This is a genomic window from Selenomonas sp. ND2010, from assembly GCF_000702005.1.
Lineage (GTDB): Bacteria > Bacillota > Negativicutes > Selenomonadales > Selenomonadaceae > Selenomonas_A.
Map to the genome: position 1 here is coordinate 10,901 of NZ_KL370848.1, position 19,947 is coordinate 30,847.

Here is a 19,947-nt window from a genome sequence, read left to right on the forward strand (position 1 = left end):
CCTTCGTCAAGTGGTTAAGACACCGGCCTCTCACGCCGGGTTCATGGGTTCGAATCCCATAGGTGTCACCAGGAAATTACAAGCCAGGATTTATATCCTGGCTTTTTTGTTATCTTCGGGAATCTCTCATTTGACAATTCCCTGCAAATTCCTATAATGAATGGTAACACTTTAACCATCCAGAAAGGCTGTGACTACTCTCATGTTATTCTTTTCTATGCTACTGCTCGGTACTCTGATTGGTTTTGTTGGAGCCGGCGGGGCTGGTGTCACCATCACTTTGCTTACCGTCGGTTTTCATATTCCTATCCATACCGCACTAGCTGTTGCCTTAGCGTCTATGGTATTTACCATGCTCTCTGGCACCATTAGTCACTTCCGGCAAAAGGAAGTGGTCGTAAAGACAGGTGCAATCATCGGTTTCGGCGGCATCAGCGGTGCCTTTCTCGGCGCTAATGTCTCCAACCTCATGCCAGCGGATTTCCTGAGCAACATCACAGGCCTCATGCTCTTTTCCAGTGCCGTGATTCTCTACATCAAGCTTTATCATGACCAGTGGCTGGCCGCTCACACACCCATGCGCACGGAACTTTTAACCGGCCGCAAGCTGTGGATTTATGGTCTTTTAACCGGCCTCATCACCGGTTTTCTCTCCGGTGCCTTCGGCATTGGCGCTGCCGCCTACATTCAGTTAGCCCTTATGGTCATCTTTGGCGTACCACTGCTACAAACCATCGGCACCTGTATGATGATTATCCTGCCCATTTCTGCCGCCGGCGGGCTCGGCTACCTGTTTAACGACCGCCTGGACTTTATGATCTTCGTCCAGACTCTGGCTGGGCTTATGATTGGTGCCTGGTTCGGGGCCAAAGGCACCCACCTAGCCCCACTCCCACTACTAAAAGCCGCCATCGTTGCCCTTCCCGCCATCGGCAGCATTATCATGATACTGTTCCATTAAAAGTAATCGCCCCATCCACTCGGCAATCGGATGGGGCGATTCTTTCATATTTCTCTTCCATGACTCCAGTTACTGTACTTTACCTTGCCACTGGGGAACTTATGCGTGAAACTTCCATGATGACGCCCGCGTTCAAAGGAGCCAGTATCCACTTGAATTACCTTGCCTTTTTTATACCAAGTGACTACCCCTGGCCCATTCGCATAGCGATAATTCCCATCGGATACATAATCCCCACTCCAGACAATCCACTCACCATCTTCCGGTTCTGGATTCCAAAGCCAGACCCCAGTAGTAGTATCCTGAATCCAATGCCAATTAGGTTTGTCTTCTACCACCTGAGGAGCAGCCTCTTTCTTTTCCTTCTGCGTATCTTCAACCACCGCATCCTTTTTCGTCGTTTCTGTTTTGTCCTGGCGCTCCACACTAGCGGATTTCTGTGACGACGAAGCTGGCGTGATATTCTGCGGGTCCATGATTTGCGTATACAAGTAATACCCAATTCCGCCAAACACCAACAACCCTAATATTACAGACAACAGCAAAACAATTATCTTTTTTTCTGAATCATCTTCCCTAGTCGGCTGCATTCTATTTCCATAAGAAGGTACAGGAGTTCCTCCCCACCCGTTATTATTGGGTAAAGGAGATGTTACCGGTGCCCCGCACTTCGTACAAAATTTTACCCCCTCATTTAACGCAGCCCCACATTTCGTACAAAATCTAGCCATCCTGTCGACCCTCCCCCAACGAAACGATCCTCCCAATCCTTTAACCAACATTTTCCTAACTTTCACGGATAACTCATTTTTCTACGCTATATTATCAAAATCCTTCTAATTTTCGCAAATATACTATTCCACCAGGACATTTTATGGCAAGACAAAAAATAAACCGCAACAACACCATACTGTTGTTACGGTTCAAACCATCAATATATCAAAAAACTAAATGGTCACTGGCGAAAGACAGAATCTACCGTCTTTGCCATATCACGCATAGTGGAAAGCGTATTGCCACGGCCACGGCTGTCCGTACTCATAATGCAGAGTACGTAGCTGTCATTTGCTTCATATACGATTCCCGCATCGTGATAAACACCGGATAGTTCCCCCGTCTTATGGGCAATTCTTGCATCAGGCAAAGCCTGTGGGAAGCATTCCCTATCCGTTTGGCCAAACAAGATCGAAATCATCTCGCTGTCAGCGGCTTCACTGACCAGTTTATGTTCTCGCAGCAAGCGGAAAAACTTTCCTACATCACCAGCGGTGGTGAAATTATCCCTGCCAGCACGAAGCGCTTCAAAATCCATCATCTTGCGCTGAAGGACCGAATTTTGGAAGCCGTGAACCTTCATAAAACGCTGAATCCGCTCGATACCGATAGTATCCATCAATACGTTGGTGGCCGTATTGTCGCTCTCGGTTATCATCAACTCCAAAAGATTCCGCACCGTATAAACCGGTTCTCCACTTCTGCCATTTATGACACCAGCTCCGCCTACCATATCCGCTTGATGGACGGTAACCTGCTGATTGAGATTGAGCTGGCCACGTTCCGCCAGTTCATACGCCGTCCCCAGGATAAAAATCTTGATGATGCTGGCCGAAGACTGCGGCTCTTCTCCCATTATCAGCGGCTCGTCCCACTGAGGAAGAAAAACATAAACCTGATACTTCGCGGAATCTTTATCCATCAGCTCGCGCAGGGAGGATTCCAGCTGCAGCCGCTGCTCTCTGCCAGCAGGCTTATGCTCGGTCTCTTGGACTTCCTGCGGAGTACCCGCTGTCGCAACGGAAGCCATTCCTTCCTGTGCCTTTTTATTTTCTCCCAACAGTCCACAACCTGCAGCAATCATCCCCCAGAAGGCCAGCAGCAAGGATATGGTCCATAAAATTTTACCCTTCCTCATATTCTGCCTCGCTTATTTGTAATTCGCGTTGAAACTGGAATTTGCGGCATCAAAGGAATACGAGGCCTTCGTTCCCTGCTGGAAGCCTAACGAATAGTCCCCGCCATTCTGATTGTCCACGATTCCCTTGTAAAGCCCCTGTGCACGATCAATCTCCAAAGAGAACAAATTCATCAAGGCCTCTTTCTTGGCATTATCGGCTGCGTTCATGCCATTCAAACGGTCTTTGGCATTATTGGCACGGTCAATGATCGCCTTGGCATCATTTTTCAAACCATCATAACCACGGAAACTGGAATGATTGCTCAGATGGGAATTGATGCGGTTGGCCAGCTCGCCAATGGCTGTGTCAATCGAATCTTTTTCACGCACTAAATCGTCAAGATTTGCCCCTGCGGGTGCCGGCTGTTCTTTTTCCGCACTACCGGAACTGCCCGGTGCCTGCTTTTCGATTTTGGAATAATTTGCCTGCCCGTTATCAGCCGCATTCGTGTACATATAATAGCCAACGCCTCCCCCTAACAGCAGCACCACCAAAACCAACAAACCAATAATCAAGGGATTATTGTCCTGTGATTTTGCCGGAGCCTGGTAAGGCGATTGATACGGCGACTGATATTGTTGTTGATACGGCTGTTGCGGCATCGGTTGCTGAATCGGACGCTGTGGCTGCACAGGCGCCTGTTGTGGCTGCGAATCCACAATCTGGGCACCACATTTCGTACAGAATTTACTGGTAGGGTTTAACGGTGCCCCACATTTTTTACAAAAATTTGCCATTGCAAATCCTCCTTCATGTTTAACGAGTCGATACTATTATACGATATATCTAAAAAAAATCCTGCTCAACCGCTAAAATTCCTTCATAACTTCGAATAAATTGTCTCTTATCTTTATCGTGAGAGTATGTCTTATGACAGAAAAAAGGGAAAGCACCAAGGCTTTCCCCTTTTAATTTCTTATTTTATTCAACGAAGGAAGACAACATTCGTCTTATCCAGGAACTGGCTTGCACCATTTTCAATCAGGACGCGATTGGCATCCGCATTGGAAAGTACCGGAAATGAATTATGTCTCTTTAAGGAAACCGCTTTGACAATCAGCGGGTTCGAACCAGCACGACGTGCCTGCTCCATCGTTTTAGCATAGCCTGCCATACCATTTGCGACAACTTTATCATAATCAAGATTCTTGTATCCATAAATCGGCTGCCCGTTTTCATTATAGATTACCGGGCTCATAACCGGATTGAGGTCCATTCCACGGCAATCGACGATAAGGCCCGTAAAGCCACCAATTGCACGTCCGGACGGGGCTGGAGCCGCCGAAGACCCCTTAGAGGATTCTGCCGAACCAGTCGTCAACACCGGCGAAGGATCTACCGAAGCTACCGGCGCGGGGAAAGCCTCGATACGCTCTGGACGCGCCATAACCGCACCAGCAATCGAACGAACACCGAACATCGGCACTTCCATGGTGACCTCGTAGCTATCACCGACCACGCGCTCCGATACGATTCTTGCACCATTTACTACTGCGCTGACATGCGTCCGAACTACGTCGCTCGATACCGCCGCCATCTCAACCGTCGTCTCTGCATCGACGCTTACTCCTGCAACAGCTTCTGCCATTTGACGCTGGCAATCAGCGATTGCTGCACGACGAGCCATAAGCCGTGCCAGACTCGGGGTACGTGCATTGGCCGGCGCGATACCATAACCCGCAACGCGAACCACGCTCTCATTCCAGTCAATCGTACTGGTCGCAGCAGCAGCTAATGCGGATGCCATCGAACAAACCATAATCGACAACACGGCAACTACCGTTGCCATCATCCGTGATACACTTCTCATTTTTCTCCCCTCATTTCTTCTTGTTAAATGAAGACAATATCCTTCCTATAAGTATATTACACATATACGGTTAAAATCCTCTTGTAACTTCGTTTAAATTTCATTAAATAGTTGCTTGACACAACAAAGAATTAATCTTTCTGCAAGAAGCGATACAAAGCACCGATCATACCAGCATCATTTCCCAACTTGGCGAACTCCAGCCGCGTTGCCTTGCGCATAGCTGGCACCACCAATTCTTCCAGGCGCTGCTCGATTCGCGGCCGCAAATATTCCTGCTGGGCCATAATGCCGCCGCCCAGAACGAAGACTTCCGGATTCAGCAGACAATAAATATTGGCTATGCCCTCCGAAAGGTTATCGACCATGTGCTCAATTGCCAACACGGCATCAGCATCTCCAGACATCGCCCATTCAAAAACCGTCTGCCCATCAAGCTCTGCTGGCGAAACATTATGCGATGCTGCCGCTTCCACAATCATGGCTCTAGCTGATGCCACTTCTTCCAGCACGCGATGATCCCCATGGACACGCATAAAACCAGCCTCACCAGCACTGAATCCCGCCCCATGCCAAATCTTTCCATCCAGCACGAAACAGCCGCCAACGCCAGTTCCAACCGTCATGACAAAGGCTGAGTCTGCCCCTTGCGCAGCCCCTTGCCAATATTCCCCCAAAGCTGCCGCATTGACATCGTTTTCCACGACGCATTCAACGCCACAAGCTTCACGAACCGCAGTGCCAAGCTTCAGCCCGGTATAGCCCGGAAAGCTTTTCTCACCTGCAAAAACGATCTCACCACTGTCATCGGGACGTACAATTCCTGCCGTATCGATGGCAACGCCATCCAAGAGAAAATCCTGCTGATAGTTCGCTACAATCTCAACCACCTTGCGGAGGATTCCCGCCCCACCTTCCTCGCGAGCCAGCGTCGGCCGGCTCTTTTTCTCGAGAAAGGCTCCTGTTTCATCTGCCAATCCATATTTGATGGCCATACCACCAATATCAATCGTCACATATTTTTTCTGCATTACTCACGAACGCCTCTTTTGCTACTCTTCGTGACACGGCCTTTTTTCTTGTCCTTAGTATCTTTAACGCTCTCTTTTGCTGCCCGTTTCACTTCCGGTTTCGGTGCCTTAGCTCCCTTAACCGTTTGGGTGCGATCATAGATTTCCTGATAATGCGTAGACGCATACTGCAAAATAGCACGATAGAACTTCGCATCCACGTCCTTATCCGAAAGCTCCGTGATGTTCACCACTTTATCGGACGTTACTGTATCGATCACGCCCCAATCGCTATCGAGATCATCATGCTTCGTGACCTGAACCGTCTGGTCTTTGAGATTGAACTTCAAATATTCTGCACAACCCACCAGATCCTCATAACCACTGGTCGATAATCCCTTCCAACGGCGTTTCGATACCACATCGCGAATCTGCACCTGATCATACGTCTTGAGTACCGGCACCAAAAGAATGTCCGGTGTCATATAGCCCGCATCGTCCTGGGCAAAATAAAACTGCTGCTTGTTGAAATAATAATTCTGACGAGCCGTGGACTGCACCCACTGATAGACATCCTCGGAAATTACCTCCGTGGCATCTGCCTGCGGTGTAGCCATAAAAATCATTGCTGCTGCAAGAATTCCGGCACCCCATCGCTTATTCATAACAAGTCCTCCTACGTTTCGTTTTTTCATCCAAATATAATAATTTTATCAGATTCAACTGAAAAAATACTGAACACATCTTGTCAGTATTCGCTTTCCTTATAGAGTTCATCCAGCTCATAAGGCGTTTCCTGATAAACGTAATAGTTCAACCAGTTAGCAAAAAGCAGATGAGCCACACTGCGCCAACGTACAATCGGGGGTTTCGACGGATCATCATCGGGATAATAATTTTGAGGAATCTTTGGATTCATCCCCGCCTTAAAATCCCGATCGTATTCCTGCTTCAACGTTGTCGGATCATACTCGGCATGTCCCGTAATGAAGAACTGCCGCTTCTCGAGATTGGCGATGATATACGGGCCAGCCTCACTATCCGATTCTGCTAGGATCGTCAGCTCCGGTACCTTTAAGATATCCTCTTTGTGCTCCTCAGTATGACGGGAATGCGGTACATAAAACTCATCATCAAACCCTCGCAGCAAGCGCTCGTGTTCGACACAAACATGATGTTTGAACACGCCAAAAATCTTTTCAGGCACCTGAAATTTTGGAATCCCATAGTGATAGTAAAGCCCCGCCTGAGCGCCCCAACAAATATGGAACGTGGAATACACATGGGTCTTGCTCCACTCCATGATTTCGGATACCTCATCCCAATAGGCAACCTCTTCAAACGCCATGTGTTCTACCGGCGCTCCCGTTATGATCATCCCATCGTATTTTTTATGGCGTACCTCATCAAAGGTACCGTAGAACTGTGCCAAATAATCACTGGGGGTATGGCTCGGCACATAGGTTTCCGTATAAATAAAATCTACCTCAACCTGCAGCGGCGAATTTCCTAGCAGACGCAGCAGCTGCGTTTCCGTGATGTATTTAATCGGCATCAGATTCAGAATCAGTATTTTCAGCGGACGAATATCCTGGCTATAGGCGCGGTCCGCATCCATAACGAAAATATTTTCACTTTCAAGAATATGCGCGGCTGGCAGCGCATTGGGTACTTTTATTGGCATCTGACCACTTCCTTACTCTCTCTATTCTCATAAAGTTGTTCCTTTTATGCACATACTCCTTCATTATACCATAAATTTATTCCTTACAACATTACAAGCAAAAAACCTTCCTCGTCGAGGAAGGTTTTCGCCATCAAGTCCTATCGTATTTTCGTTCGTAACGATGAACCCAATCATCATGTGTGGTCACATATTCGCGAAGCTTTTCAACCATCTGATGCTCCGCAGAGTTTTCCGAAATCATGCGGTAATGTCCGTCTAGTTCGTTTTCCATGCTTTGCCAACCGCGCTGTGGGGTCCAATGATCGCCGCTAATGACCTTGATTGTCGACTCCGGCAGATTAATGGCCAATTTCTGATGCTTGACATCTACCGCTTTGCCGTTGACATCCTTCGTCTCCTGCCAGGACCAAAAAATGACATTGTCTTTTTCTACCCGCATCGTCGAAGTATCCGCAGAAATCGTATAACGTACACCATCCGGCTGCTTCTTCTCAAAGATATCATACCAGCGATCCTTAGCCTTGGCACGAGCGGTTTCGCCGGCTCCTTGGAACGCCCGGTCAATAGCTGCGGTATAGAATGCCTCATCAAAGGACTGGCTATTTATTTCCTTGCCCTTTTTATCGTTGTCGCGCTCGGCAGGGTCCCGTTTCTCTGACCAGAAGACATTGCCCGCTTTATCATAGAAATACTCTTCGAGATACCAACACTGACGCGTCTGTGGATTCATGGAAATTAGCGCCGTACTGAATGCCAGTTTGCTCGGATCGCTAAATTTCTTCAGCAGCTTATAATCCCGCAGAGTATCTTCTGCACCGCCATAACTATAGGCAGTCTTCGTCCATGCCTGAACCTCTGTCTCATATCCTTTTTCTCCCGTAGCCGTTTTGCGCGGCTGGGCTACCACCGATTGCAAATCGATGAACTTACTATAACGGTCGTCCGCACTGAGCCAATACCAATTATCCTGTTCGGCCGCCTCATCGGTATTCTGTGCCTGACTTGCAGCCGCCTCCACCGGAATCTCCAGCAAAGCCGCCGGCATCATGGCAAGGCCTGTGGTCAGCAGACCAATACCTAACCAATATCGCAATTCTTTTTTCATCATGATTCACCTCGTTGCCAAGAGAACAATTCATCAGAATATGTTACATTTTACCGTATTTTGATGCGAACATCAACTATTTACTGTTTTGCTGGCAGTTCCACCTGATCCAGAATCCCGAGTACTTCCGCGATGATGACCCCGTAATTACTCATCGGGATTCCTTGTCGGCGGCATTCCGCCACCCGGCTAAGCACATATTTGCGATTGAACATGCAGGCACCACAGTGAATAACAAAATCATATCCCTTTAAGTCCTTTGGGAAGTCGCGCCCCGCTACGATTTGGATATGAATATTTTCCCCTAGCTTTTTCTTCAACAAGCGAGGAAGTTTCACCCGGCCGATATCTTCCGCCAGCGGACGATGCGTACAGGCTTCAGCAATCAAAATGTGGGCATCATCCGGCAGAGCTGCCAGTTTTTTTGCTGACGCAGTGAAATAATCAATATCCCCCTTATATCCTGCAAAAAGCACCGAAAACGAAGTCAGCCTGCTCGCAGTGGGTTTCTTTTCAAAAACCGTACGGAACACCTGTGAATCCGTGATAATGAGCTGCGGTGGTTCTTTCAAGAGCGCCAGCGTACGCTCTAATTCATCCGTAGTACAGCAAAGTACATGGCATTTCCGATCCAAAAGCTCGCGCAAGGTCTGTACCTGCGGCAAAATCAGTCGCCCTTTGGGTGCCTGGATGTCCTGCGGCATCACCAGCAATACCGTATCACCAGCATCGCATAGTCCGCCTGTGATGCTCTGCTGCTCAAAATCCTCAGGCAGCTGACGAATCAACTCATCCCGTACGTTATCAACGCCTGTGCCATCAGCAGAGCTGACAAAAATCGCGGACAAGCCGGTTTCATCCTTTACCTTTTGCGCCAAGGACTGCCCCTTATCCGCCAGCGTGTCAATCTGGCTGATAACCGCTACCACCGGTGTTTTAGCCATGCGGAACTTCTTTACCCACGCCAGTTCTTCCATCATATCCGCATCATGGAAAAGCACTAAGGCAATATCCGTTTCCGCTGAAGCTTTCTCCGTCTTCTGCACCCGAAGCTTTCCGAGTTTTCCCTCATCATCAAAACCAGCCGTGTCGATAAACACCACCGGTCCGATACCATGAAGTTCCATCGCTTTGTATACGGGATCTGTAGTAGTTCCTGGCACATCCGATACCGTAGCGATTTCCTGTCCAGTAAGTGCATTGATGAGACTGGACTTGCCGCTGTTACGCCGCCCAAACAGTCCAATATGCAGGCGATTTGCCCGCGGGGTATCATTAAGACTCAACGTTCCTCACGCTCCTCTTTCCTCCGTTTTGTTTAGTATAGCATACTCCAATCCAAATATGATACACTATAGCTATCTGAAATCTGCAAACCGCAAAGGAGTTTCCTATTATGAGTGATTATACGAATTTTCAAGTTGGCGAACCGTTCCCACTGCCCATAAAAAATCGGCAAGACGGTGGCATGTTCCAAGTAGACGCCAACGGTTGCATGTTCATCCTCCAATTGTCCCACACGGACATCATTGCCATCGAAGCCTTCCGGACCGGTAAAATGGAACTTGGCCTCTACGAACAGGATGGCCTGCTTTTCTTCCTCTACCAGATTGACGGCATCTTCAAAGAAGGCTGGGGCGATGCTCCCTTTTCTCTCTCCGGCATAAAAGAGGAGCTCATGCCTACCGAAAAAAGCCTGCGCGACTCCGTCATTCATCTCTATCTCGTCGACACCACCTTGCAGGTCCTGCTGGCACAGCGCGATATCCCCTTGAATGATAAATTCATGAGCATCATTCGCAAGCATGTCGAAAAACAGCAGCAAAAGCCTTTCTCACCGGAAGCTTTTCTGAAAAAAGTCCAACAGATCTGGGCAGCAAAAACCTCAGCGGCTATGCGGGAAAAAGCCAGCGCTATCCAGGAAGTAAAAATGGATATCTCCATTCCTCAACCACCCAAAACGTTAAACTAAATCAAGACATTAAAAGGGCGCCTCTCGAAGGATAATCGAGGGCGCCATCTTGCATATTTGTTACGCGACACCTACAGCCACGTTGATATCATTCTCACGGCTATCAAGCCATTCAGCTACTGCCAGATACTCCGCAGACTTGCGATCTGCCGAAGCGAGGCCGACCACGTCATGATGCTCAGCATAGTCCTGGAAATTGGTATGTCCCATAAGTCTAGCTGCTTTCGTGAACTGTTTCACGCGGACAGGAATAAATACATCTTCCATCCACTGCGAATAAATCTGTACCTTCATGATAATCACTCCTTGTATCAACACTTTGATTGTAATTGATTAAATTGATGAAATAACCATCCACAGCATTTCAACCAATTAACAATCATGCAGGTACAATCCACTGTCTTTGCAGTCTTGTTACAAGTTATATCGTTATTATCATGAAAAAACTTAAGCCTCACGTAACAAATATGTAAAACTATATTCAATTTTCCTACTTATATTTTACTCCCGCCTTAGTCTCCTGTCAATATTATTGTGCGAATATTTTTATTAGTATAAATATATTGTATACATTCAGCCAAGGTCGATAACTTTTCGTTTCTTTCCGGCCAATTGAAGGGTAGTCGTATACCCGAACTGCTTGACGTAATCCACGGCCTGCTGATTATAGGCGCCACAATCTTCCGGTTTATGCGCGTCAGATGTCGTAATTATCGGCAAATCATACTTGGCCGCAATCTTCATGAAATCTGGATACGGCGTTATCTCAGCGATCGGATAGCGATAGAAGGTTCCCGTATTGACATCAACAATCATATTCGCTTTTTTCATGGCCTTCGCCACACGCTCTAAATAAGGCGTCACATCAAACTCCGGCAAGAACTTAAACAAGCGGATGTTAAACGGGTGTCCTAATACATCGTAAAGACCGGAATCCGCTAACTTCTCTGCCTCCTCTGTGTACCACTCATAAATGTCTTGCAACGAATGTTTCTGCCACTCCGCGATGATTTCGGAACAATCATACGCCCAGCCATGCAAGAAATGAACCGAACCGATCACATAATCAAAATCATAATCTTTCAGGATATCCTTCACTTTCTCCTGATCTTGAAAATTGCAAACCTCGATCCCCGTGCGAACCGTATGCTCTTTCCGCAGCTCAGCCATAAAGCGGAAATAATCATCCAGTGTGTATTTAAATTTATTGGACTTCAACCACTTCTGCTGAAAAGTCCCCATAGCAGAATCATCCAAAATCAAATCTTCATAATATAACTCCTTGAACTCTGGGAACGTATGAGAATGTTCCGAAATGCCAATTTCTGCTAAACCGCGCTCTTTCGCAGCTTGAAAGAAGCCTTCAACCCAAGCTTTGTCATAGGAACCTTTTTCGAAATGCATATGGTAATCAATTTTCATTATCATTCCTCCTCATACAAAAAACCTGCAGCCTCATTGTAGCATATCCGCCACCGAAGTTACAGGTTTACATTGGGTATTAGCCACAAAGGCCCTTATCCATAAGCCTTTGAATGCCACGCAGGACACCGGCCTCGGCATTGCTATCGGTAGAATACCGTGCCAGCTTTTTGATCGTAGGATGCGCATTTTCCATCGCAAAACTATAATCTACCGCTTCTAACATCTCAACATCATTCAAGTAATCGCCAAACGCCGCACATTCCTCCGGCCGTATCTGCAAATACTGCTGCACCTGCTGTACGGCAACGCCCTTGTTAATGTCAGCGTTCATGACATCGACCCAATAATCACTCGACATAACGACCTGCAGACGATCGCGAAACGGTGCCAACAGCGGGTAGATTGTCTTTTCCGCATTTCCCGTCGGATCGAAAAATGCGGCTTTGATCGGCTCATCCTCGATGTGCGCAAAATCATCTACGGTTTCCGAATGCGTATAGTATTTGTCTAGTTCCGCCTGAATCAAGGCATCGTGTTCTGCTTCCAAAACATAAGCATCCCGTTTGCCACAGAAAATCCGGTAAATCGCCGGCTGCTGACCTGCCGCCGTCAGCACTTGATGCGTAAGTTCACGGTCCATGGAACTAGAAAACAACTCTCGGCCTTGATACATCACCATCGTACCATTCTCCGCCAAAAACAAAAACTCATCCCGATACTTGTCAAAACTATCCAACAGGGAAAAATACTGCCGCCCGGAACACGGTGCAAACAAAATGCCCCGCGCCCGCAACTGACTGACCATGTCATCAAAGCCACTTGGAAGCTTGCCTTTTTCATCCAATAACGTCCCATCCATATCCGACATAACCAGTTTAATCATATCCGTACTCCTATCTTCAATTTCATTCGAAGTATATATCCATTTCGTAATGCATATATTATACCGTAAATCAGCGAGTTATACCACCAGCAAAAGGATAATTCACCACTATTTTTTTTTGAAAAAGGATTATTGATATTCGATGCGGAATAATAGGAAGAGAAAAGATGTAGTATGAAGGAGGTACTAAACATGGCTTTTCCAGAGCTTATCAAATCAGACGAAGACATTCTGAATGCATTCAAAGTGGTAATCCCTTATATCAATAATATTGTTCGCGAGGATGTTGTCATTGGACTCACCAACCTCACGGAATATATTGATTATGTGAAGGGAAAGACCCTCGACATCAAAATCAAACCCGGAATGCCCATCAAAGACATTCCGACCATCCAGGAATGCATCAAACACGACCGCATCACCTATGATGACCAGGATGCTAGCGTTTACGGTGTTCCCATCAAGACAATTTTCGCCCCGATTCATGGCGTAAACGGCAATGTCATCGGTACAATCAGCACCGGCGTAGACATGGAAAGCAATATGAATCTGGTTCGTTCCATCGAAGACATCACCACGGCCACCAAGACCGTCTATGATGCTGTCGAACAAGTCGCACAAAGCGCAGGTGAGCTGGCAAAAGCGGGCCAGCAGTCGGTCGAGCAGGCAAAATTCTTGCAGGAACGCAATGCCGACACTCTGAAAGTCATCGATTTCATCACCAATATCGCTGGTCAGACCAACCTTCTCGGTCTCAATGCCGCCATCGAGGCCGCTCGCGCAGGGGAACAGGGCCGCGGTTTTGCCGTTGTTGCCGAAGAAGTCCGGAAACTCGCCGAGCAGTCTCGTGAAGCTACCGAAAAGATTCAGTCCACTCTGGCAGAAATGAATACTGCCGTCAACGAAATCTCGCGCACGATTGAATCGACGGGTGCCATCAGCGAAGAACAGGCTGCCTCCACCGAAGAAATCACCGCCCACCTGGCAAAAGTAACCCAGGCGGCCGAACAACTCAACAAATTTATCGCTCTGTTCAAATAAGAACGTCAAAAGGAACTGCCCCAAGGCAGTTCCTTTTGTTTGCAATTTTTTCTCTCCCTATCCAGCAGGAATCCATCGCTCTTTATAGAAATTTGCACATATACAACTGCCGTTATATTTCACGTTTTTTTCTATACCGAACCTATAAGAAAGGATGTGTACGTATGAAAAAAATCAGTTCCGTGTTTGCTGGTATGCTGCTTATGCTATGTACCATATGCATTTCTCCAGTCTATGCCACCGATTATTACATGGGGCAATATTCCAATGGCAACCATGCTTGGCTAATGTCGGATAGCATAAAAATTGGAAACTATCGAAACTTTGAAGTCACGATAAAATCGGTTCGAAATAACGAAGTACGCAATTACATCCATTATGTTTTTTCCGGCGGCGTGGGCCCTAATGGATACATCGAGACGTTCAGCAGTTCTGATGGCCGCAGTGGGGAAATAAATGCCAGCGGCCTCGACCAATGGTCACCCGTCGAACACAATATTTATAGCCACTACCAAACCGTATGGTCGGCACATATAACAGGACATTGACGAAAATAATCCGCTAAGGAGCGTGGTACATTATGTTGCGAATACTGACATCTTGTTTTTTCGCCCTGCTGCTATTTATCCCTTGTTCAATAGGACAAGCCGATTCACTATATCCGGAAACTCTCGGCAACGGCAATTATGTTCTGGTCTCCGCCCATCAAGGCGTAGGTAGTTATGCGGATAGAACATCTGCGATTATAAAGGAATCACAACCACCTGCTTACCTAATCGCTATAAATGTTGTCTTCATTACATTTTCTGAAACATACGGGCAAACTTATGGAACATATAAGGGTGCTCCCTATACCGTAGGGGATACTAACCCCCACTATTTTCTCTATAATTATGACAACAAGAAAATGGCTTCGTACCACGCTGGTAATTGGTCTCTTTGGGATATCAATCGTGATCATACTTATGCAGAGGGAGACCCATTTATTCCTTACACAGCAGAAGTGGCTTTTGTTTCAGCCTGCAAGATGCGTTTTTACAACGACACATTAGGATACAGCCCAATGCTTCAGCATTATTATCGTGTTATCGATGAAGATTTTTTATCGTCTATTAAATATATGAACTAAAACAAAAAATCTCGCTAACTTTTACTAAGTTAACGAGATTTTTTATATTTTCTTATTTCTCACCACGACGGCCGTGATACAGGCACCACGGTTCTTCGGACATGTAGTCCCCTTCGTGATAGTAGGCGGCGCGGGCACGGCAACCGCCACAGGCACCTTTGTAGTTGCAAGTACCACAACCGCCACTATAGTCGAGAGTTCTGAGTTTTTTTAAGACCTCACTGTTCTCCCAGATTTCATCAAATGGCGTTTCGTGAACATCGCCGAGTTCCATATTGAGGTAAGCACAGGGCTGCACCTTTCCCCGCGGGCTGATGATGCAATACGAAAGACCTGCCAAACAACCGCGATGGAAACGACTCTTATAGCCAAGCTGATCCGCGATTCGCAGGAACTGTGGCGCACAGGTCGGTTTGAGTTCGATATCGACTTCCTGCTGTTTTTTCATAATGCGCGTGAGTACGCTTTCGTACTGTTCTGCCCGCAGGGATTCTTCCTCGATAGTCTTAGCCCTTCCCGTCGGTACGAGGAAGAAGAAATGCACGGCTTTTGCGCCAAGTTCCACGGCAAAGTCCACCATATCTTCTACTTCTGCCTGATTCCAGTCCATAATAGTCATGTGAATCTGGAAGGGAATTCCCGCCTCGCGGCAGTTCTTCATCCCCGCCACAGCACCATCCCAACCACCAGGGAAATTGCGGAATTTGTCATGCTTTGCCTTATCCAGTGAATCGAGCGAAATTCCCATGCCTTTCGCCCCAGCCTCTTTAAGCTTTCCAGCTACTTCCGGCGTAATCAGCGTACCATTGGTACCAAATACCGGAATCAAATGCAAATCGGCAGCATATTTCACCAGCTCAAAGATATCCGGACGTGTGAGTGGCTCGCCGCCCGAAAAAATCATGATTTTAAAGCCTGCCTTGGCTATCTCACGCAGGAGTTTTTTTGCCTCCTCCGTGTTCAGCTCTTCCTCGGCCTTGCAGCCCGCATCGCGATAACAATGCGCGCAGTACATATTGCAGGCATTCGTCGTATTCCAGGATATGATTTTCATCTTATTTGCCCTCCGTCAAACCAATTTCTTCATCGGTCAGATAGCAGGAGGGGTCCGATTCCCAGAAATCGCCCGTGACCGCTTCGGCCCGGGTGCGGAAGTTGCCATTGCAGTTGTCGAGCCATTTGCATTTCGCACAACGCCCCTTGAGCAGTGGCTTACGATCTTTAAGTCCTGCCATAATCGGATTAGATACATCCGACCAGATATCGCCAAATTTACGCTCCCGCACATTCCCGAAGGTATGATGCTGCGTGAACTGGTCCGGATGAACATAGCCTAGCGGATCAACTTCGCCAAAGGCAATGCCCGAGCGATTGCCGCCATTCATGGCGATGTACTTCTTAATCTGTGCCGCCGTCTCATCTTCACCAGCAGCCAATGCCTTGAGGTACATATAGACGCCATCACAGTGATTATCCACCGTCAGGATTTCTTTTTCGAGGCCCCGCTCTTCAAAATCCTTCGTACGGCGAATGATGATGTCCATAGCATGGCGGGATTCTTCCGGCGTAACATCCTGATCCACCATATGCTCACCGCGGCCAGAATAAACCAGATGATAGAAACAAACGCGATTAATATTTTCGCGTTCGATAAAATCAAAGATATTATCGAGCTCCTGGATGTTATGATGATTAATCGTGAAACGAAGTCCGACACGCTGACCTACAGCGACACAGTTCTTAATGCCTGCCATCGCCTTTTCATAGGCCCCCTCAACACCTCGGAATTTATCGTTGACATCTTTCAGGCCGTCCAGCGAGATACCGACATAGCCCACGCCAATATCTTTGATACGCTGAGCCACTTCCCGCGTAATCAAAGTACCGTTTGTCGAAAGCGTCGGACGGACGCCTTTTTTCTGTGCATATTCGGCCAGCTCGAAAAAGTCTGGCCGGATGAGCGGCTCCCCACCTGAGAACAGCAAAACCGGCACTTTGAAATCTGCCAAATCATCGATGAACTTCTTGGCTTCCTCAGTTGTCAGCTCGTTCTGGTATTTCGATGCATCCGATCCCATATAGCAATGCATGCATTTGAGGTTGCAAGTCTTGGTGGAGTTCCAGACAACCACCGGGCCCATCCCCTCTGCTGCACCATTTCTCATCGAATGCGCATTCTTGGTATAGCGCAAATTGTCCCCAAAATACTCGCGCGCAAATAACAGCTTCGTTACACTAATCATTACTTCCTACACTCCTAAAACATCTAAACACACAATCCTATTATTTTCTCAACCGAATGCCATCAAGAATCAACCGCGTCTTCATCTCAATATTTTCCTGAAACGATATATTCAGTTTGCTAAGCGCTGCTGCCTGATAAATGGAATGGAACATCTCCGCAATGAGCTCTGGCGGTACGTCCTGACGAATCTCTCCGCGTTCCTGTCCTTCCCGCAGGATGCGCTCGTAAAGGCCCTTAAAGCCAGGGGATGCTACTTTGGGCTGCTTATCGCTGCCCTCTGGAAGTCCCGAGTGCTCTGCTGCCGAAATAAACAGCGGCAATACATAACGGTTTTTATCCAAAAAGCACGCGGTAATACGGCAGCCAGCCTCCAAAAGTTCATCGGCTGGACGATTTGCCGCTTTGAGCTCCCGCAAAGCCTCAGCCACCTCGGTTACCATCTGCTGTATCAATTGTACGAGAATCTCTTCTTTGGACTGAAAATAATTATAAAAAGTTCCGATTCCCAAATCTGCCGCGTTCATGATATCTGCCACCGAGGTTTCCTTGAATCCTTTTTGGCTGAACTGCTCTACCGCTGCATCGAGTATCGCCTTGCGGGACTGCAATTTTTTGCGTTCCCGACGCCCCATTTTCTCCTCCATCTCACTCGCTCCTATCCTAAGGCATTTCGTATTGATATATCGTTTGATTTATCTTTTCCTATTCTATTATATCGAAAAATTATCGTAGTGAAAAGATAAAAATGAACTATATTCATATTTCGTGAAATCTTAGCAAAAATCCTTCTTTCTGCATAGTAAAAACCGGACCCATCCTAACGACGAATCCGGTTTTCTTGTCATTTTTGACTTGTCAATTGACCGGTCAATCCTGACGATAGAATTTGAAATTATCTGCTGAGCCCCATTTATCTGGCTTACCCTGCATTTCAAGACCAACCACAGCTTTGCCGCCTTTGATCTCAACATCCGTTATCTTTACGGTCTGCCATTTATTCCAACCATTATTGGTGATTGGCACCGTCTTCTTCTCCCCATTATCACCAATGACAAAAAGCTGGAACTTCGAATCATCATATTTTCCCTGCGAGCTGACCTGAACCGTGTATTTTCCATCAGTAAGGCCAGTGACTTCCTGACTCATGGTGAAGTGGTAATTGCCACCACCCCAATAGTGCATGGAACCCTGCCCCTTGGCATCGCCTTTGCCACTGGTCGGCGTAACCGTCCATTTATCGCCTTCGACCGTCCAGCCGGCCAAGGACATCGTCTCGAAATCACCATTTTTCAGGAGATTTGCCTTAGGCTTTATCTCAATATCACAGTCAACAGACTGACCAATTGCTGGGATTTTTCCCGTTACCGTGTAATCGCCATCTTGGTCAAAAACAGGGGCTGCATTTTCCCATGAAATCGGCAGCGTCTCCATATGATCATCCGAAAAAGTAACCAGGACCTGCTCCGGCAGGGAAACTGGAATACCGGCACTGCCCTGTGCATCAAGGTAATCAATATCGCTTACCTTGATTTGCTCAGATTTCAAGCTATAGTCCGTAACATCGCGATAGACATTCCACGATTCCAGCGCCTTGCCATCCTTATCGAACATCGCAAGATTTTCCCAGTTGTTGCCAGCACCAGCTTTCCAGCCAGCCCCTGGCACGGCATACCAGTCTGGTTCCCAATAGAACATTCCCAGTCCACGGCCATTGGGAACGCTTGCTAAATCATTCATGACGCCACGCAGTCCTGATGCCTGCCCCTGTACGGTAGCGGCAAAATTCGAACGACGTTCCTCAGCCTTGCCATAGTGATTTTTTTCCATATCGTAGTTATCCGTAGTGAAACCATAAGCGGTCTCAGCCACTACTACGTCCTTGCCATAACGCGTGGCCATGTCATCAAGATTCTTCTGAAGTGCCGCGAGGGAACCATGCCAGAACGGGTAATAGGAAAAACCGATAACGTCAAAATCATTGACGCCATTATCCTTCACCAGGCGGTCGAAGAACTTGCGATACATCCCATTATCTGCACCATCCGGCAGATGGATCATCAGCTTAATCGAAGGATCGATGTCGCGAACCGCCTTGAGGCCGCTGGACATGAGCTCCGCAAAAGCCTTGCCATTGTCATTGCCCGGCAGCTTGCCGATTGGCCACATCATACCATTGTTGATTTCGTTGCCAATCTGAATCATATCCGGCGTAGCGCCCTGACTCTGGAAGTTCTTTACGACCTTTTGCGTGTACTCATAGACATGCTGTACCAGCTGGTCTTTGTTATCCTTTTTCCAAGCATTCGGCGTATACTGCTGCAGCGGGTCCGCCCAGCCATCGCTGTAATGGAAATCCACCAAGACCTTGAGCCCTAACGCCTTTGCACGCTTCGCGAGTTCGACGGCCCGAGCTTCATCGGTATTGCCACCGCCGCCCAAGACACCGTGTTTTGGATCATTCCAGATGCGAACGCGAATCCAATTGACGCCATGATTCTTCATTATCTGAAGCTCATCCATCTCTTGGCCGTCAGTATCATAGAATTTTGCCCCCAAGGCTTCCATCTCCGGCAGCATAGATACATCGGCACCCTTGATAAAATCCTCACGCAATCCCGGAATCGGATTGACCTGCACAGCAGCCTCCGACGAGGAAAATCCAAAGCAAAATGTGCCCGCAGCCAATGCCGAAAGCATCAGCGATTTCAACATCGTTTTTTTCAT

Annotated in this window: 21 protein-coding genes; 5 read left to right on the forward strand and 16 right to left on the reverse strand. The window is 47.4% G+C overall.

Annotated features, from left to right (window positions below):
* Positions 1 to 202: 202 nt before the first annotated feature.
* On the forward strand, positions 203 to 961 hold the full coding sequence (locus tag T504_RS0112865; RefSeq protein ID WP_033171467.1) for a sulfite exporter TauE/SafE family protein: 759 nt from the start codon (positions 203 to 205) through the stop codon (positions 959 to 961).
* 44 nt (positions 962 to 1,005) lie between these two features.
* On the opposite strand, the gene T504_RS0112870 is transcribed toward T504_RS0112865, so the two are convergent.
* The 9 genes from T504_RS0112870 to hydF all read right to left on the reverse strand — a co-directional run bounded on the left by T504_RS0112870 (position 1,006) and on the right by hydF (position 9,814).
* Positions 1,006 to 1,692: a zinc ribbon domain-containing protein gene (locus T504_RS0112870; protein ID WP_072022751.1), complete on the reverse strand. Its 687-nt coding sequence runs from the start codon at positions 1,690 to 1,692 to the stop codon at positions 1,006 to 1,008.
* A gap of 224 nt (positions 1,693 to 1,916) precedes the next feature.
* The gene (locus T504_RS0112875; RefSeq protein ID WP_081823474.1) at positions 1,917 to 2,873 is read right to left on the reverse strand and encodes a serine hydrolase; all 957 of its coding nucleotides are present in this window, start codon (positions 2,871 to 2,873) and stop codon (positions 1,917 to 1,919) included.
* 12 nt (positions 2,874 to 2,885) lie between these two features.
* Positions 2,886 to 3,653: a zinc ribbon domain-containing protein gene (locus T504_RS0112880; protein ID WP_033171469.1), complete on the reverse strand. Its 768-nt coding sequence runs from the start codon at positions 3,651 to 3,653 to the stop codon at positions 2,886 to 2,888.
* Positions 3,654 to 3,841: 188 nt separating this feature from the next.
* Positions 3,842 to 4,726 (reverse strand): LPP20 family lipoprotein, encoded by an 885-nt coding sequence (locus T504_RS0112885; RefSeq protein WP_081823475.1) that lies wholly within the window; start codon positions 4,724 to 4,726, stop codon positions 3,842 to 3,844.
* Positions 4,727 to 4,857: 131 nt separating this feature from the next.
* Positions 4,858 to 5,757: an ROK family protein gene (locus T504_RS0112890; RefSeq protein WP_033171471.1), complete on the reverse strand. Its 900-nt coding sequence runs from the start codon at positions 5,755 to 5,757 to the stop codon at positions 4,858 to 4,860.
* Positions 5,757 to 6,401: a hypothetical protein gene (locus T504_RS0112895; protein ID WP_033171472.1), complete on the reverse strand. Its 645-nt coding sequence runs from the start codon at positions 6,399 to 6,401 to the stop codon at positions 5,757 to 5,759. The genes T504_RS0112890 and T504_RS0112895 overlap by 1 nt, the downstream gene beginning before the upstream one ends.
* A gap of 83 nt (positions 6,402 to 6,484) precedes the next feature.
* The gene (gene metA, locus T504_RS0112900; protein ID WP_033171473.1) at positions 6,485 to 7,420 is read right to left on the reverse strand and encodes a homoserine O-acetyltransferase MetA; all 936 of its coding nucleotides are present in this window, start codon (positions 7,418 to 7,420) and stop codon (positions 6,485 to 6,487) included.
* Between the two features lie 133 nt (positions 7,421 to 7,553).
* Positions 7,554 to 8,531, reverse strand: a complete 978-nt coding sequence (locus T504_RS0112905) for a hypothetical protein (RefSeq protein ID WP_033171474.1) — start codon at positions 8,529 to 8,531, stop codon at positions 7,554 to 7,556.
* 77 nt (positions 8,532 to 8,608) lie between these two features.
* Positions 8,609 to 9,814, reverse strand: a complete 1,206-nt coding sequence (gene hydF / locus T504_RS0112910) for a [FeFe] hydrogenase H-cluster maturation GTPase HydF (protein ID WP_033171475.1) — start codon at positions 9,812 to 9,814, stop codon at positions 8,609 to 8,611.
* A gap of 110 nt (positions 9,815 to 9,924) precedes the next feature.
* On the opposite strand from hydF, the gene T504_RS0112915 reads away from it, so the two are divergent.
* The gene (locus T504_RS0112915) at positions 9,925 to 10,500 is read left to right on the forward strand and encodes a hypothetical protein (protein ID WP_033171476.1); all 576 of its coding nucleotides are present in this window, start codon (positions 9,925 to 9,927) and stop codon (positions 10,498 to 10,500) included.
* Between the two features lie 60 nt (positions 10,501 to 10,560).
* On the opposite strand, the gene T504_RS0112920 is transcribed toward T504_RS0112915, so the two are convergent.
* The 3 genes from T504_RS0112920 to T504_RS0112930 all read right to left on the reverse strand — a co-directional run bounded on the left by T504_RS0112920 (position 10,561) and on the right by T504_RS0112930 (position 12,808).
* Positions 10,561 to 10,794, reverse strand: a complete 234-nt coding sequence (locus T504_RS0112920; RefSeq protein ID WP_033171477.1) for a hypothetical protein — start codon at positions 10,792 to 10,794, stop codon at positions 10,561 to 10,563.
* A gap of 279 nt (positions 10,795 to 11,073) precedes the next feature.
* Positions 11,074 to 11,922 carry a histidinol-phosphatase gene (locus T504_RS0112925; protein ID WP_033171478.1) on the reverse strand — a complete coding sequence of 283 codons (849 nt, stop codon included), beginning with the start codon at positions 11,920 to 11,922 and terminating at the stop codon, positions 11,074 to 11,076.
* A gap of 79 nt (positions 11,923 to 12,001) precedes the next feature.
* Positions 12,002 to 12,808: a Cof-type HAD-IIB family hydrolase gene (locus T504_RS0112930; protein ID WP_033171479.1), complete on the reverse strand. Its 807-nt coding sequence runs from the start codon at positions 12,806 to 12,808 to the stop codon at positions 12,002 to 12,004.
* A gap of 192 nt (positions 12,809 to 13,000) precedes the next feature.
* Here T504_RS0112930 and T504_RS15045 point away from each other — a divergent pair, with 192 nt between their 5' ends.
* The 3 genes from T504_RS15045 to T504_RS14065 all read left to right on the forward strand — a co-directional run bounded on the left by T504_RS15045 (position 13,001) and on the right by T504_RS14065 (position 14,978).
* A complete protein-coding gene (locus T504_RS15045; RefSeq protein ID WP_033171480.1) occupies positions 13,001 to 13,849 on the forward strand; it encodes a methyl-accepting chemotaxis protein in 849 nt (282 codons plus the stop codon).
* Positions 13,850 to 14,013: 164 nt separating this feature from the next.
* Positions 14,014 to 14,397, forward strand: a complete 384-nt coding sequence (locus T504_RS0112940) for a hypothetical protein (RefSeq protein ID WP_033171481.1) — start codon at positions 14,014 to 14,016, stop codon at positions 14,395 to 14,397.
* A 32-nt stretch (positions 14,398 to 14,429) separates the two neighbouring features.
* Complete coding sequence (locus T504_RS14065; protein WP_051635403.1) at positions 14,430 to 14,978, forward strand: hypothetical protein; 549 nt, start codon at positions 14,430 to 14,432, stop codon at positions 14,976 to 14,978.
* A 52-nt stretch (positions 14,979 to 15,030) separates the two neighbouring features.
* Here T504_RS14065 and nirJ2 read toward each other — a convergent pair whose 3' ends face one another.
* The 4 genes from nirJ2 to T504_RS0112965 form a co-directional block, all read right to left on the reverse strand.
* Positions 15,031 to 16,032, reverse strand: a complete 1,002-nt coding sequence (gene nirJ2 / locus T504_RS0112950) for a putative heme d1 biosynthesis radical SAM protein NirJ2 (protein WP_033171482.1) — start codon at positions 16,030 to 16,032, stop codon at positions 15,031 to 15,033.
* Between the two features lies 1 nt (position 16,033).
* Positions 16,034 to 17,221 carry a putative heme d1 biosynthesis radical SAM protein NirJ1 gene (gene nirJ1 / locus T504_RS0112955; RefSeq protein WP_033171483.1) on the reverse strand — a complete coding sequence of 396 codons (1,188 nt, stop codon included), beginning with the start codon at positions 17,219 to 17,221 and terminating at the stop codon, positions 16,034 to 16,036.
* Between the two features lie 40 nt (positions 17,222 to 17,261).
* A complete protein-coding gene (locus T504_RS0112960) occupies positions 17,262 to 17,867 on the reverse strand; it encodes a TetR/AcrR family transcriptional regulator (protein ID WP_033171484.1) in 606 nt (201 codons plus the stop codon).
* 223 nt (positions 17,868 to 18,090) lie between these two features.
* Positions 18,091 to 19,947, reverse strand: coding sequence for a glycosyl hydrolase 53 family protein (locus T504_RS0112965; RefSeq protein ID WP_033171485.1), 1,857 nt, complete (start codon positions 19,945 to 19,947; stop codon positions 18,091 to 18,093).

Bases quoted from the DNA above. Each gene is read 5' to 3' on its own strand.
- T504_RS0112885 (WP_081823475.1), bottom strand. From the start codon at position 4,726: ATGAGAAGTGTATCACGGATGATGGCAACGGTAGTTGCCGTGTTGTCG.
- T504_RS0112915 (WP_033171476.1), top strand. From the start codon at position 9,925: ATGAGTGATTATACGAATTTTCAAGTTGGCGAACCGTTCCCACTGCCC.
- T504_RS15045 (WP_033171480.1), top strand. From the start codon at position 13,001: ATGGCTTTTCCAGAGCTTATCAAATCAGACGAAGACATTCTGAATGCA.
- T504_RS0112895 (WP_033171472.1), bottom strand. From the start codon at position 6,401: ATGAATAAGCGATGGGGTGCCGGAATTCTTGCAGCAGCAATGATTTTT.
- T504_RS0112890 (WP_033171471.1), bottom strand. From the start codon at position 5,757: ATGCAGAAAAAATATGTGACGATTGATATTGGTGGTATGGCCATCAAA.
- nirJ1 (WP_033171483.1), bottom strand. From the start codon at position 17,221: ATGATTAGTGTAACGAAGCTGTTATTTGCGCGCGAGTATTTTGGGGAC.
- T504_RS0112870 (WP_072022751.1), bottom strand. From the start codon at position 1,692: ATGGCTAGATTTTGTACGAAATGTGGGGCTGCGTTAAATGAGGGGGTA.
- T504_RS0112960 (WP_033171484.1), bottom strand. From the start codon at position 17,867: ATGGAGGAGAAAATGGGGCGTCGGGAACGCAAAAAATTGCAGTCCCGC.
- T504_RS0112925 (WP_033171478.1), bottom strand. From the start codon at position 11,922: ATGAAAATTGATTACCATATGCATTTCGAAAAAGGTTCCTATGACAAA.
- T504_RS0112865 (WP_033171467.1), top strand. From the start codon at position 203: ATGTTATTCTTTTCTATGCTACTGCTCGGTACTCTGATTGGTTTTGTT.
- T504_RS0112930 (WP_033171479.1), bottom strand. From the start codon at position 12,808: ATGATTAAACTGGTTATGTCGGATATGGATGGGACGTTATTGGATGAA.
- nirJ2 (WP_033171482.1), bottom strand. From the start codon at position 16,032: ATGAAAATCATATCCTGGAATACGACGAATGCCTGCAATATGTACTGC.
- metA (WP_033171473.1), bottom strand. From the start codon at position 7,420: ATGCCAATAAAAGTACCCAATGCGCTGCCAGCCGCGCATATTCTTGAA.
- T504_RS14065 (WP_051635403.1), top strand. From the start codon at position 14,430: ATGTTGCGAATACTGACATCTTGTTTTTTCGCCCTGCTGCTATTTATC.
- T504_RS0112965 (WP_033171485.1), bottom strand. From the start codon at position 19,947: ATGAAAAAAACGATGTTGAAATCGCTGATGCTTTCGGCATTGGCTGCG.
- T504_RS0112920 (WP_033171477.1), bottom strand. From the start codon at position 10,794: ATGAAGGTACAGATTTATTCGCAGTGGATGGAAGATGTATTTATTCCT.
- T504_RS0112880 (WP_033171469.1), bottom strand. From the start codon at position 3,653: ATGGCAAATTTTTGTAAAAAATGTGGGGCACCGTTAAACCCTACCAGT.
- T504_RS0112940 (WP_033171481.1), top strand. From the start codon at position 14,014: ATGAAAAAAATCAGTTCCGTGTTTGCTGGTATGCTGCTTATGCTATGT.
- T504_RS0112905 (WP_033171474.1), bottom strand. From the start codon at position 8,531: ATGATGAAAAAAGAATTGCGATATTGGTTAGGTATTGGTCTGCTGACC.
- T504_RS0112875 (WP_081823474.1), bottom strand. From the start codon at position 2,873: ATGAGGAAGGGTAAAATTTTATGGACCATATCCTTGCTGCTGGCCTTC.